14 protein-coding genes are annotated in these 12,980 nt (G+C 67.6%); 5 read left to right on the top strand and 9 right to left on the bottom strand.

Going from position 1 to position 12,980, the window contains the following annotated elements; genetic code table 11:
* Nucleotides 1-66 precede the first annotated feature (66 nt).
* On the bottom strand, nucleotides 67-1,284 hold the full coding sequence (locus OJF58_RS15025) for an acyl-CoA dehydrogenase family protein (RefSeq protein ID WP_300778502.1): 1,218 nt from the start codon (nucleotides 1,282-1,284) through the stop codon (nucleotides 67-69).
* A 17-nt stretch (nucleotides 1,285-1,301) separates the two neighbouring features.
* A complete protein-coding gene (locus OJF58_RS15020; RefSeq protein WP_300785282.1) occupies nucleotides 1,302-2,426 on the bottom strand; it encodes an acyl-CoA dehydrogenase family protein in 1,125 nt (374 codons plus the stop codon).
* A gap of 89 nt (nucleotides 2,427-2,515) precedes the next feature.
* On the opposite strand from OJF58_RS15020, the gene OJF58_RS15015 reads away from it, so the two are divergent.
* Nucleotides 2,516-2,851, top strand: coding sequence for a DOPA 4,5-dioxygenase family protein (locus tag OJF58_RS15015; protein ID WP_300778501.1), 336 nt, complete (start codon nucleotides 2,516-2,518; stop codon nucleotides 2,849-2,851).
* A gap of 11 nt (nucleotides 2,852-2,862) precedes the next feature.
* On the top strand, nucleotides 2,863-3,345 hold the full coding sequence (locus OJF58_RS15010) for a CinA family protein (RefSeq protein WP_300778500.1): 483 nt from the start codon (nucleotides 2,863-2,865) through the stop codon (nucleotides 3,343-3,345).
* Nucleotides 3,346-3,457: 112 nt separating this feature from the next.
* Here the strand turns inward: OJF58_RS15010 and OJF58_RS15005 are convergent, their stop codons facing one another.
* Together OJF58_RS15005 and OJF58_RS15000 are read right to left on the bottom strand one after the other, a co-directional pair.
* Nucleotides 3,458-4,258 (bottom strand): glucose 1-dehydrogenase, encoded by an 801-nt coding sequence (locus OJF58_RS15005; protein WP_300778499.1) that lies wholly within the window; start codon nucleotides 4,256-4,258, stop codon nucleotides 3,458-3,460.
* Between the two features lie 8 nt (nucleotides 4,259-4,266).
* Entirely contained in the window at nucleotides 4,267-5,043 is a 777-nt protein-coding gene (locus OJF58_RS15000) for an enoyl-CoA hydratase/isomerase family protein (RefSeq protein ID WP_300778498.1), read from the bottom strand.
* A gap of 85 nt (nucleotides 5,044-5,128) precedes the next feature.
* On the opposite strand from OJF58_RS15000, the gene OJF58_RS14995 reads away from it, so the two are divergent.
* The gene (locus OJF58_RS14995; protein ID WP_300778497.1) at nucleotides 5,129-6,058 is read left to right on the top strand and encodes a 3-hydroxyacyl-CoA dehydrogenase NAD-binding domain-containing protein; all 930 of its coding nucleotides are present in this window, start codon (nucleotides 5,129-5,131) and stop codon (nucleotides 6,056-6,058) included.
* Here OJF58_RS14995 and OJF58_RS14990 read toward each other — a convergent pair.
* Together OJF58_RS14990 and OJF58_RS14985 are read right to left on the bottom strand one after the other, a co-directional pair.
* Nucleotides 6,055-7,512: a DEAD/DEAH box helicase gene (locus OJF58_RS14990; protein ID WP_300778496.1), complete on the bottom strand. Its 1,458-nt coding sequence runs from the start codon at nucleotides 7,510-7,512 to the stop codon at nucleotides 6,055-6,057. The genes OJF58_RS14995 and OJF58_RS14990 overlap by 4 nt on opposite strands.
* Before the next feature lie 394 nt (nucleotides 7,513-7,906).
* Nucleotides 7,907-9,805, bottom strand: coding sequence for an amidohydrolase family protein (locus tag OJF58_RS14985; protein ID WP_300778495.1), 1,899 nt, complete (start codon nucleotides 9,803-9,805; stop codon nucleotides 7,907-7,909).
* Here OJF58_RS14985 and OJF58_RS14980 point away from each other — a divergent pair.
* On the top strand, nucleotides 9,702-10,661 hold the full coding sequence (locus tag OJF58_RS14980; protein ID WP_300778494.1) for a DMT family transporter: 960 nt from the start codon (nucleotides 9,702-9,704) through the stop codon (nucleotides 10,659-10,661). The genes OJF58_RS14985 and OJF58_RS14980 overlap by 104 nt on opposite strands.
* On the opposite strand, the gene OJF58_RS14975 is transcribed toward OJF58_RS14980, so the two are convergent.
* On the bottom strand, nucleotides 10,642-11,430 hold the full coding sequence (locus OJF58_RS14975; RefSeq protein WP_300778493.1) for an SDR family NAD(P)-dependent oxidoreductase: 789 nt from the start codon (nucleotides 11,428-11,430) through the stop codon (nucleotides 10,642-10,644). The two genes, OJF58_RS14980 and OJF58_RS14975, sit on opposite strands and share 20 nt — an antisense overlap.
* Before the next feature lie 59 nt (nucleotides 11,431-11,489).
* Between OJF58_RS14975 and OJF58_RS14970 the strand changes: the two genes are divergently transcribed.
* Entirely contained in the window at nucleotides 11,490-11,975 is a 486-nt protein-coding gene (locus OJF58_RS14970; RefSeq protein ID WP_300778492.1) for a GFA family protein, read from the top strand.
* Here OJF58_RS14970 and OJF58_RS14965 read toward each other — a convergent pair.
* Together OJF58_RS14965 and OJF58_RS14960 are read right to left on the bottom strand one after the other, a co-directional pair.
* A complete protein-coding gene (locus tag OJF58_RS14965) occupies nucleotides 11,959-12,414 on the bottom strand; it encodes a hypothetical protein (RefSeq protein WP_300778491.1) in 456 nt (151 codons plus the stop codon). The two genes, OJF58_RS14970 and OJF58_RS14965, sit on opposite strands and share 17 nt — an antisense overlap.
* 35 nt (nucleotides 12,415-12,449) lie before the next feature.
* Nucleotides 12,450-12,950 carry a hypothetical protein gene (locus OJF58_RS14960; protein ID WP_300778490.1) on the bottom strand — a complete coding sequence of 167 codons (501 nt, stop codon included), beginning with the start codon at nucleotides 12,948-12,950 and terminating at the stop codon, nucleotides 12,450-12,452.
* Nucleotides 12,951-12,980: the final 30 nt, after the last annotated feature.

Genomic DNA, 12,980 nt, shown 5'->3' with positions numbered 1-12,980 from the left:
CCTCCGAAAGATCCTCGCCGCGTCAACATTGTCATCCCGAGCGTCAGCGAGGGATCTTTCCAGTTCCTACTTCAACTTGTTGAACGGCACGTCCTTGTCGACGCGCACGTCGGACGGCAGGCCCAGCACGCGCTCGGCCACGATGTTGCGCAGGATCTCGTCGGTGCCGCCGGCGATGCGGAAGCCCGCACCGCCGATCCATTGCGCCTGGAAGCCCGCGGCGTGCGGCACCTCCTCCTTCATGACGCCGGCCGGGCCCATCAGCTCCATGGCGAAAGCGCCCATGTCCTGCATCTTGGGTGCCGCGACGATCTTGATGATCGAGGATTCCGGCCCCGGCGTCTGGCCCTTGGAAAGCGCCGTCAACGTACGATAGCGCGTGAGCTTCAGCCCCTGCTGCTGCACGTACCAGTCGGCGATCCTGCCGCGCACCTGCTGGTTCCTGAGCGCAGGTCCATCCTCGAGATCGGTGTCGCGCGCGAGCTCCATCAGCTCGTCGACGTCGAGCCCACCCGACGGCAGGCCGACGGCGAGTCGCTCGTTCATCAGTGTGGTCAGCGCCGCCTTCCAGCCCTCGCCCACCTTGCCGAGCCGCTGGCTGTCGGGAATGCGCACGTTGGTGAAGAACACCTCGTTGAAGTTGGCGCCGCCCGACATCTGCTTGATCGGCCGCACCTCGACACCCGGCGTCTTCATCGACAGGAAGAACATGGTGAGCCCCTGGTGCTTGGGCACCGTCGGGTCGGTGCGGGTGATGATGATGCCGTAGTCCGAATAGTGCGCGCCGGAGGTCCAGACCTTCTGGCCGTTGATCACCCAGTGATCGCCGTCGCGCTCGGCGCGGGTGCGGATGCCGGCGACATCGGAACCGGCGGCGGGCTCGGAGAAGAGCTGGCACCAGATCTCCTCGCCGTGGAGCGCGGGCTTCACGTAGCGCTTGAGCTGCTCGGGGCTCGCATAGGCCATCATGGTCGGGATGCACATGCCGAGCCCGATATCGAAGAAGCCCAGCGGCACGAGGTAATTCGACTCCTCCTGCTGATAGATCACCTGCAGGATCGGCGAGGCGCCGCGGCCGCCGAATTCTTTCGGCCAGGTGAGGCGCGCATAGCCGGCGGCAGCCTTCTTGGCCTGCCACTCCTTGGCCTTTCTCAGAAGACCGGGATCGTCGTTGCGGGCACGGAAGCTCTGCTTGTCGTCGCTCTTGCGGGTCGCGTTGGCGTCGAGCCAGGCGCGCACTTCCTTGCGGAAGGCGGCCTCTTCGGGAGTGTCGTTGAAGTCCATCTCGATTTCCTTCCCTGTTACGCCGCGTTCTTCTGCTCGAGCCGGGTGACCAGCTTGTCCTTCCAGGTCATCGGCCCGCCGAGCGACAGCGCCATCACGCGCGCGCGGCGATAGTGGAACTGCGTGTCGGCTTCCCAGGTGAAGCCGATGCCGCCATGGGTCTGGATATTCTCCTTCGAGGCGAAGTCGTAGGCCTCGGTTGCCGCAATGCGCGCCGCCGCCGCCGCAAGGGGAAGGTCCGGCCCGCCGTCGGCCAGCATCATGGCACCGTAGTAGGCGTTGGAGCGCGCCAGCTCGAGCTTCACGTAGCAGTCGGCGAGCTTGTGCTTGATCGCCTGATAGGAACCGATGGCGCGCCCGAAGGCCTGCCGCTGCAAGGCATAGTCGCGTGCCATCCACATCGCCGCTTCCGCGCCGCCCACCTGGGCGAAGGCGAAATAGACGGCGGCCGCATCGTAGAGCCGTTCGAGCAGGCGCCAGCCCTCGCCTTCCGCGCCCAGCAGCTCCGCCGACGCGCCGTCGAAAGTGATCCCGGCCTGCTTGCGCGCCGGATCGATGGTCTCGACGCGCCGCTTCTTGACCGAAGGCTGACCGAGATCGGCCAGCACCAGCGATACGGCGCGGTCGCCCTGTCCGCCCGTGTTCGCCAGCACGACGGCGAAGGTCGCGGCGTCGCCATCCATCACCGGGACCTTCTTGCCGTTGAGCTTGCCGCCGGCGAAGGTCGTGCGGATGTTGCGCGGTCTCGGCGGCTCGGCCCCCTCGGCCACGGCCAGTGTGCCGATCGCCTTGCCGGCGGCAAGCTCCGGCAGCCATTTCTTCTTCTGCGCCTCGGAGCCCGCGAGCTTCAGCGCCTCGGTCGCCAGCACGACCGAGCTGTCGAACGGCACCGGCGCCGCCGCGCGGCCGATCTCCTCGGCGATCACGCAGAGCTCGAGCGGCGAGAGCCCCAGCCCGCCGTACGCCTCGGGGATCGCCGTGCCCGGCACGCCAAGCTCGACAAGGCCCTTCCAGACCTCCTCGGCGAACGCTTCGTTGCCGTCGAGCACGCGGCGCACGACCTTGGTCGGGCACTTGTCGGCGAGGAATTTGCGAACCTGCTCCTTGAGCAGCTTCTGGTCGTCGGAGAAATCGAAGTTCATGATGGGCATGAGCCTAGCAACTGCGCTCCCATCGGGGAACGGTTCTGGGTTCCGTCAGGCGGGTTGAACGATATGGTAGGATCTCTGTCATGAATCCCGAGCCAATCAAGGACTGGCACGCCCATGTCTATTTCGATCCGGCGTCGCGCGAGGCCGCCTGGGCGCTGCGCGAGCGGATCGAAAAGACCTTCGATATCGACATGGGCCGGTTCCACGAGAAGCCCGTGGGCCCACATCCCCGCTTCAGCTACCAGGTCCATTTCCGCAACGATCAGCTTGCGCCATTGATCTCCTGGCTGGCGCTGAACCGCGGCGATCTTACGGTCTTCGTGCACCCCAATACCGGCGAGGCGCTGGAGGATCATCGCGACCGCGCCGTCTGGCTCGGCCAGCAGGTGCCGCTCAATCTCGACGCGCTCAAATAGAAGGAAGATCAATGGATACGCTCATTCCTCTCGCCCGACGCATCGGCGAGAAGCTGAAGGTGCGCAAGGAGACGATCGCCATCTCCGAATCGTCGGCCGGCGGCCTGGTCTCGGCGGCGCTGCTCGCCGTGCCCGGCGCCTCGGCCTATTTCATGGGTGGGGCGGTCGTCTACACGCGCCCGGCACAGGATGCCTTCCTCGCCGTTCCCAAGGAGAAGCGCGCTAGCGTGCGCTCCTCGAGCGAACCCTGGGCGTTGCTCGCGGCCGAACACGCGCGCGAACGGCTGAGAACCACGTGGGGTCTTGCCGAGACCGGCGCCGCCGGGCCGGCCGGAAATTCCTACGGCGACCCCGCCGGCCACACCTGCGTGGCGGTCGTCGGCCCCAACGGCAAGATCGCGCGCACCCTGCGCACCGGCTCCCCCGACCGCGCCGCCAACATGCGCGCCTTTGCGGCCGAGGCGCTCAAGTTGATGGATGAGCAGCTCACATAGGAGCCGCGCCACTCCGGTGGCGCAATCTTCCGGACCGCGGGCTTCCCGCCCGCTCATGAGCGCGCAAGATGCGCGCGGTCAGTATGAGGATGCGCCGCTGAGGGATCCGCTCCTATGACCGTCGCGACGCCCTTCCGCCCGCCGTCAGGCCGCCGTCGATCACCAGCTCCTGGCCCGTGACATAGCTCGCCGCGTCGGTGCAGAGGAAGAGGACGCCGTTGGCGATGTCCTGCGCCTCTCCGACACGGGTCAGCGGGACCGCCGCCGCCGCACGCTCGCTCGGATCGATCGGGGCATTGCGTCGGTTGCCCTCGGCCCCGGTCGGGATCTTGCCCCAGATCGGCGTGGCGATGATGCCGGGATGCACCGAGTTGCAACGGATCTTGTCGGCCGCATGCTCCAGGGCAACCGACTTGGCGAGCAGCCGCACGCCGCCCTTGGTGGCGGAGTAGGCCGCCAGGCCCGGTGCGCCGCGCAGGCCGGCTACGGACGACATCAGCACGATCGAGCCACCGCCGGCCTTTCTCAGGGCAGGAATGGCATGTTTGACCGACAGGAACACGCCGTCGAGGTTGATCGCCTGCTGCCGCTGCCAGTCGGCGAGCGTCATGGTTTCGATCGGCGCCATGATGCCGATGCCGGCATTGGCGACCATGATGTCGACGCGGCCGAAGCGCTTCTCCGCGTCCGCGATCACGCCGGGCCACGCCGCCTCGTCGCGCACGTCATGATGCAGGTAGTGCGCTTTGCCGCCCGCCTTGGCGATGCGCTCGACGACGGCCTTGCCCAGCGCGTCATCGATGTCGGTGATCAGCACCGACGCGCCCTCGCGGGCCAGCGTTTCCGAGCAGGCCTCGCCGATGCCCGAGGCGCCGCCGGTGACGATGGCGACCTTTCCCGAAAGCTGGGCCATGCCGCCGCTCAGCGGCCCTTCCAGTTGCCGACGCGCTTCTCGGCATAGGACTTCACGCCTTCCTTGAAGTCCTCCGTCTTGCGCAGCCAATCCTGCTCGACCAGCTCGCGCTCGGTGGCGATCTCGGCCGCATCGGCGAAGCCGCGCCGCATGGTCTCGCGCGTCGACAGCACGGCGAGCGGCGCGGAGTCCGCGATCTCCTTGGCGAGGCCGATCGCGGCCTTGCGCACCTCGGCGAGAGGCACCAGCACGTCCGCCATGCCCCAGGCATAGGCCTCTTCGCCGCCCACGCGCCGGCCGGTATAGAACATCAGGTTCGCCTTCTGCTGGCCGACCAGGCGCGGCAGGGTGAAGGTGAGCGAGAAACCGGGATGGAAGCCGAGCCGCGTGAAGTTGGCGGAGAACCGGCCTTCGGCGCAGGTGACGCGGAAATCGGTCATCAGGGCGAGCCCGAGCCCGCCGCCGATCGCCGGGCCCTGCACCGCCGCCACACTCGGCTTCCTGGCGCGGAACAGGCGCGTCGCCTCCTTGTAGAGATGCTTGCCGCCCTCCCCCGCGCTGCCGGTGCTGGGCCGGTTCTGGAAGTCGGCGCCGGCGCAGAAGGACTTGCCCTGCGAGCACAGGACATAGGCGCGGATGTTGGTGTCGCGGTCGAACGCCTCGAAGGCATCGGCGATCTGGTTGATCAGGGCATTGTCGAAGAAATTGTGCGGCGGGCGCTGGATCTCGACGACACCGACAGGGCCCTCGTTGCTGATGCCGATGTCCTTGTAGGTGGCGCTCATCGTCCTCTCCCATGTTGCACGTGGCTGGCTTGGCGGCGGATATTGCCCCGCCCGCAGGGCGTCCGTCGATATGGAAGGTCGCAAAATGTCGCAAAGCGAACAACGTGCGCTCGTGCTGGGCGGCGGCACCATGGGCGTCGGCATCGTCGCGATGTTTCTGGCCGGCGGCTGGAAGGTCGATGTCGTGTCGCGCTCGGCGTCGACGCGCGAGGGCCTGCCGGCAGCGACGGCCCGTGCGTTGCAGGCGATGGGAAAGCCAGGCGACACGTCCGGGCTCTCGACCCATGCAACGCTTGCCAACGCGCATTGGCCTGCGATCGCGATCGCAGTCGAGACGGTGACCGAGGATCTGCCGTTGAAGCAGAAGCTTTTCGCCGAGATGGAAGCGCTGGCACAGCCGGACTGCGCTCTCACCTCGAATTCCTCGAGCTTCCCCATCAGCCGGATCGGCCAGGGGCTGAAGACCCAAAGCCGCATGATGGGCCTGCATTTCTTCATGCCGGCGCATCTCATCCCGCTGGTCGAGGTGGTGCGCTCGGTGAACACGGACTCGGCCCTCGCCGAGAAGGTCGGCGGCATCATGAGCGCGCTCGGCAAGCGGCCGGTGCAGGTGAAGAAGGACGTGATCGGCTTTCTCGGCAACCGCATCCAGGCGGCGCTGATGCGCGAGGCACTGTGGCTGATCGAGCAGGGCGTCGCCTCGCCCGCGGACGTCGATGCGACGGTCCGGCTCTCCTTCGGTTTCCGCTACGCCGCGGCCGGTCCCATCGTCCAGAAGGAACATTCCGGCTGGGACACGACCTGCGCGGTCGCCAAGGTGATCTACCCCGATCTCTGCAACGCCGACGGTCCGCCGCCCGTCCTGCAACGCAATGTCGACGAAGGCCGCATCGGCTTCAAGACCAGGCGCGGCTTCTTCGACTGGGACGACGAGTCGATCGCGAAGGAACGCGCCCGCTACGAGCGCGCCCTTCGCAAATGCCTCGAGATCTTCCGCGAGGAAGGGATCGTCTAGACGGCCTTCGCGGCAGCGCGCTGCGGGTCGCGCGCACCGTCGTAACGGCGGCCACGCCGCGGTGGACGGCTATCCCGCCGGTCCCCCTGGGAGCGCTCGCCATGATGAAGCCGCCGCTCTTCGCCGTGTGGCTGGTCGCGATAGTCGCGCTCGGCCCAACGGCGATCGGCCGACTCGCGCCGAGGGCCGCGAGCCTCGTGGTGGTGGCCATGACGACGCTCGTGACGATGGCCGTCGTGTTGCTCGGCCGGACGAGCACGATGATCGCGGTGCGGCCGGCGATTGTCCCGTTCGGGTGGCGGCGCCTGCGGCAGGTCCTCGTTGGCCGGCATCTGGGCAACCGCGAGCCGCTGGCCGGTCAGCCGCTCGATGCTCTTGAGCTGGCCGCGCTCGCTGCCGTCGCAGAAGGAAACGGCGATGCCCGAGGCGCCGGCGCGCGCGGTGCGGCCGATGCGATGGACATAGCTCTCGGCGTCGGCCGGCAGCTCGTAGTTGATGACGTGCGTCACGCCCGCCACGTCGATGCCGCGCGCGGCGAGGTCCGTCGCCACCAGGACGCGGGCGCGACCGCGGCTGAAGCTTTCGAGGGCGCGCTGGCGGGCGTTCTGCGACTTGTTGCCGTGGATCGCCTCCGAGCGCACACCGCCTTTGTCCAGCGCCTCGGCGACCCGGTTGGCGCCGCGCTTGGTGCGGGTGAAGACGATCACACGCTCGAGGCCGGGATCTGCCAGCAGGTGGCCGAGCAGCGCCCGCTTGCTGGCGGCATTCACGAAATAGACTCGCTGGTCGATGCGATCGACCGTGCGGCCTTGCGGCGCGATTTCGACCCGTTCCGGATTCTTCAGGATCTCGGCGGCGAGCTTGGCGACATCCGGCGGCATGGTCGCGGAGAAGAGCAGCGTCTGGCGCTCGCGGACGACGGAAGCCGCGATGCGCCGGACATCCTTGATGAAGCCCATATCGAACATGCGATCCGCCTCGTCGAGGACCAGGAAGCTCACCTGGCCGAGCTTCACATTACCGCGCTGCATCAGGTCGAGCAGACGGCCGGGCGTGGCGATCAGGATGTCGACCCCACGCTGCAGGGTCTCGATCTGGCGGCCGAAGCCCAGACCGCCGATCACCATGCCCAGCCGCAGGCCGAGCCCGCGACCGTAGGTGTCGAAGCTCCGCGCGATCTGCACGGCGAGCTCGCGCGTCGGTGCCAGCACCAGCGCGAGCGGACTCTTCGGCTGCGCCCGCCGGCCCGATTGGGAAAGGCGCTGCAGCACCGGAAGCGCAAAAGCCGCTGTCTTGCCGGTGCCGGTCTGGGCAATGCCCAGTACGTCGCGACCCTCGAGCAGCAGCGGGATGGTCCGCGCCTGGATCGGCGTCGGATGGGTGTACTTCGCCTTCTCGAGGGCACGCAGCAACGGCTCGGCGAGGCCGAGATCGGAAAACGTCACAATACTCACTGGGAAATCAATCCTTCTCGCCGCCACCGCATCGTCCCGGACGCGTAGTCTGCGGCTTTCGGGCCCGTTCCCGTGCGCGGCTGGGAGGGCTCTTGGTTCTGGGAGATTGTCTCGGGATGAAGCGCCTGATCGAGGGGCGCGTCGCGCGATCGCGAGAAACCTTGTCGACCCGCAATCGGCAGGTCGCCACGTGTATGTCGCTGCGATGCCGCGAAGTCAAGCGGAAGAGATCGAGCGCCGGTACATTGCGCCGCCGGCGCAATCCGCGCCGCTTTCTTGCAAGCGGCGGGGGCGGGAATCGAAATTCATTGCCGCAGTCATTGATTCATCGCATGGGCGCGACTGGAGTCGCGCGCTGCTATGATCCTGTTCCCACGCCAGCGTGGGTGCTTTTTCAGTCCCGCTTCTTGCGCAGGAGCTTGCCGGGCAGCGCGCCGGTCGGCTCGTTGTCGCGCAGCAGGACCTGGCCGTTCACGACCGTCGCCTTCATGCCGTCGGCCTTCTGGCGCAGCCGCTTGGCGCCCGCCGGCAGGTCGCACACGACCTCCGGCATGCGCGGGCCCACCGTGTCGGGATCGAACACGACCATGTCGGCCGCCATGCCCTCGCGCAGCAGACCGCGGTCGTGGAAGCCGAACTGGGTGGCGGTGTCGCAGGTGATGAGCTTCACCGCCTCCTCGAGGGTGAAGGCCTCCTTCTCGCGCACCCAGTGGCTCAGGAGATGGGTCTGCAGCGAGCTGTCCATGATCTGCGAGACGTGCGCGCCCGAATCGGAGAAGGTCACGACCGAGCGCGGATGCTTCATCAGCTCGAGCGCCTCGGCCTGATTCTCGTTGGCGACCGGCTGCACCATGAAGAACTTCATGTCGCGCTCGAGCGCCATGTCGATCATGAGCTCGACCGGATGGGTGTTCTTCTGCCGCGCCAGCTCCGCCATCGATTTATGCGGCGCCTTCATGTCGGTCAGAGCGAAGATCCAGTCCCATTCCGGCGGACGGGCCTCCGTCCCGCGCACGATGGGGCCTTCGTAGGGACGCGACGCGATCTCGACCAGCCGGCGCCGCGTCTCGGAATCCATCAGCATCTTCTTCTGCTCGGCGAGCGGCCGGGCGCGCATCTCGCGCCACATCTCCCACTTGTCGAACGGTAGCTGGGTCTCGAACGAAAGCAGCACGTTCAATGCGCGGCTGTGCACCTGCGCGAACATGCGCCCGCCCTGCCGCGTCGTCCGTTCGATGATATCGAAGGTGCTGCGCCAGCCACCGGGCATGGTGCGCCGGTTGAAGAGGCCGAAGGTGATCGGCCGGCCGCTCTCGATCGCAAGCTTCGACAGATCCTCGTAGTACTTGCGCGCCTTCTCGCTCTGCGCGCCGGTCGGCTCGCCGGCGACCTCGACGAGGCCCGCGCCCATCGCCTTCACCAGGGTCTCGAACTCGCTCCAGCTCGCGAGACGGCTCGCGACGGGCTTGTCGTCCGAGGTCTGGTGATTGACGCTGCGCGTGGTCGAGAAGCCGATCGCGCCGGCGGCGATCGCCTCCTTGGTGTGATGCACCATTCTGGCGAGATCGTCCTCGGTCGCCTCGTCGGTGAAGGCGCGCTGGCCCATCACGTAGGTGCGCAGCGCGCAGTGGCCCATATAGCCCGCGTAGTTGATGCCCTTGGGCAGCGACTCCAGAACGTCGAGGAACTGCGGGAAGGTCTCCCAGCGCCACTTGATGCCGGCCAGCATGGCATCGCGGCTGATATCCTCGGCCCGTTCGAGGTTGCGGAACACGAGATCGGCCTCGCTCTCGCGGCAGGGCGCAAGCGTGAAGCCGCAATTGCCCATGACCACGCTGGTCACGCCCTGGAAGCAGGAGCTGGTGCCGATCGGATCCCAGAAGACCTGCGCATCCATGTGGGTGTGGCCGTCGACGAAGCCCGGCGCCACGACGTGGCCGTCGGCATCGATGGTCTCGGCCGCAACCGCGCCGTCGATGCGTCCGATCTCGGCGATCCTGCCGGCCTTCACGCCGACATCGGCGCGATAGCGCGGCAGTCCGGAACCGTCGACGATCATGCCGTTCCTGACGACGAGGTCGAATGCCATGGCAGCCTCCGATAGTTGCATCGAGCCTACGCCTCGTCGGCCGGGGGTCAATCGCTGGCCAGTGCATGGCTGGCCCCCTAGGATCGCCGGCCGAAATACAATGAATGAAAAGCACCACGACCTCGCCGTCCCCGGCGCGGCACCTGCCGTCGAAGCCGGCAAGGCGGGCCTCAACCGCAACTCGCTCGGCGCGCTCCTCACCATGCTGGCGATGCTGTGCTTCGCCGGCATGGACGCCATCAGCAAGACACTGGTGGTCGACTACGCGGTGGGGCAGATCATGTGGATCCGCTACGGCCTCCTCTGCCTGTTCGCCTTGTTCATCGCCCGGCGCCGCGGCGTGCGGGCCGCGGTCCGCGCAAATCGACCATGGCTGCAGATCGGCCGCTCCCTGGTCGCAGTCGTCGAGGCAGCAACGTTCATCCTCGCCTTCCGCTACCTGCCCTTGGCCGAGACCCATGCCGTCGCCGCCACCTCGCCGCTGATCGTGATCGCCCTCGGCGTCGTCTTCCTCGGCGAGCGCGCCGGCCTGGCGCGCTGGCTCGCGGTGGCGGCGGGACTGGCCGGCGTGCTGCTGATCGTGCGGCCGGGCTTTCGGACCTTCGACTGGCCGTTGCTGCTGCCGCTGGCCGGCGCCGTCCTGTGGGCCGGCTACCAGATCCTGACCCGGCTCGCCGCCCGGCACGACCAGCCCGACACGTCGCTCCTCTGGTCGGCGATCGTGGCCTTCATCGCCATGAGCTTCGTCGGTCCGTTCGAGTGGCGATGGCCCTCCGCGGCGGCGTGGGCCCTGCTGGTCGCCATCTCCCTGATCGGGTCGGTGGCCCATTACGCGCTCATCAAGGCGCTCGACTATGCCGAAGCGGGCGCGCTGCAGCCCTATGCCTACACGCTGCTCGTCTGGGCGACGGTGCTGGGCTTCCTCGTCTTCGGCAATGTTCCGGACAACTGGACGATCCTGGGCGCTGTCATCGTCGTGGCCGGCGGCCTCTACACCTGGCACCACGATCGCCGGATGGTCCGCCGATCGTCCCGGCGGCTCAACGCGGCCACGCCCTGAGCGCTGTCAGGCCGCCGTCGATCGGCAGCATCACGCCGGTGACCCAGCGCGATTCGTCGGAGGCGAGATAGACCGCGCCATGGGCGATGTCCCAGGCCGTGCCCTCGGTCTGCATCGGCACCATCTTCTTGCGCCGCTCGCGTGCCTCGGCCCCGAGATGGGCCACCATCGGCGTATGCACCGAGCCCACGACAATGCAGTTGGCGCGGATGTTCTGGGTCGCATAGTCGGCCGCGACGGACATCGTGAAGCCGTGCAGGCCTGCCTTGGCGGTCGCATAGGCGACGGCGCCGGCACTGCCCATCAGGCCGACGGCACCTGCGATCGACGACACCATGATGACCGAACCGCCGCCGCCCTCCTTCATCCTGGGCAGGCAATGCCTGGTGCAGAGCATCGTCGTCGTCAGATTGGCCTCCAGAACCTTGTTCCAGTCGGCGAGCGTCACGGTTTCGGGCGTGCCGGCGGCCCCGACGCCCACGTTGTTGTGCAGCACGTCGAGCCGGCCGTAGGTGCTCATCGCGAAATCCGCCATCGCCTGGGCGACTTCCGGCTTCGCGACGTCACCGGCAAAGATGGACGCTTCCCCACCTTCCTTCCTGATCTGTCGGGCGAGCTTCTCAGCCCGTTCGGCGCTGCGGTTCACCAGCACGACCTTGGCGCCCTCGCGCGCGAACAGGATGGCGGTCGCCATGCCGTTGCCGACGCCGTCGCCGCGCGGTGCCGCACCTGTCACCACCGCCACCTTGCCCTCGAGACGTCCGGCCATTCCTCTTCTCCCGCCGCGATGTTATGCGTCGGCGGGACCTTAGCCGGGAGCTTCGCACCATGGCCAGCGAGACCGAGATCTTCGAAGGCGGCTGCACCTGCCGCCATGTGCGCTACCGCATGACGTCGCGGCCGATGTTCGTCCATTGCTGCCATTGCCGCTGGTGCCAGCGCGAAACCGGCACGGCCTTCGCCCTCAACGCCATGATCGAGGCCGATCGGGTCGAGCTGCTGAGCGGCGAGGTCGAGATGGTCGACACGCCATCTGCCAGCGGCAAGGGCCAGCGGATCTGGCGCTGCCCGGTGTGCCGAATCGCGGTCTGGAGCAACTACGCGGGGGCGGGGGACGGCGTGCGCTTCATGCGGGTAGGCACGCTCGACGAACCCGACCGGCTGCCGCCCGACATCCACATCTTCACCATGTCCAAGCAGCCCTGGGTGATCCTGCCGGAGGGCGTGCCGGCGGTGCGCGAGTACTATCGGCCCCGGGAGATGTGGCCGAAGGCGAGCCAGGACCGGTTTGCCGCCGTCAAGGCGAAGTCCTAGTTGCGGCGATACCGGCGACCGCGCCGGCGACGATGCGCGACCGGGTGTCGATGATCAGCACATCGTCTCCCACGCGCGCATACTGATAGCCGTTCGGCGGCGGCGTGAGGTGCCCCAGCAACACGGCTGGCAGCGGATAAGGGATCACCTGGCCCGGCAACGGCCGGCCGACGGCCCAGCTCCCCCTGCCGCCGCCGGCGGGAAGGCAGCCACTGCTTTCCTTCGTCAGCTCGGGCGGGCAGCCGCCGTCGGGATGGTCGACGCCGTAGTAGTCGTAGATTGCGTCGCGATCGCGTTCTGAAATCGTGAGACCCGGCAGCGCCGGCGCCGGGCGCGCTGTCGCTGCCGCGCTTATGGGCGCCGCCGCTCTTTCATTGCGGACGATGGCGGCGAGGGCGAGGCCCACGATGCAAGCAAGCACGATGAAGCGCGGCCGCACATGAAACTCCACGCATCCGCGGCCGTTCGCAAGACCTAGAAGCTGCTGAGATCAGCCAAGGCCCCCGCGATGAGACGGGTGCCGATGGCCATCAGCAGGATATCGTTGGCGACGCGGACATACTGGTATCCCGCCGGCGCCGGCGAGAGCTGGCCGAGCAGCACGGGTGGGAGTGGGTAGTAGACGACGCCCACCGGCAGCGGCTGGCCGATCACCCACAGCTTCTTGGCCTGGCCGGGGGGAAGGCAGCCATTGTGCTTCTTCGCGAGGCCCGGCGGGCAATGGCCGGCGACGTACTCCGTGCGGTAGTAGTTGTAGACCGTGGTGCGGTCGTACGGCGAGATCACGATATTGACCTGACCGGATGGCTGGCCGGGACTGCCGCCCCATTTGCCCGGCGGACCGTTGCCCTGGCCTTGCCCGTTGTCGTTGCCTTGCCCCTGCCCCTTGCCATGACCGTGGCCTGGATCGGCAAGGACGGGCATGGCGAGTGCCATGCCGATGATCGCCAGAATTGCGGTTGAAATCGCGCGCACGAATATCCCTCTCGAACAATCGAGAAAGAC

The sequence above is a fragment of the Enhydrobacter sp. genome, assembly GCF_030246845.1.
Classification (GTDB): Bacteria; Pseudomonadota; Alphaproteobacteria; order Reyranellales; family Reyranellaceae; genus Reyranella.
The sequence above is the reverse complement of the archived record's forward strand: the minus strand, read 5'-3'. Positions and strand labels throughout refer to the sequence as shown.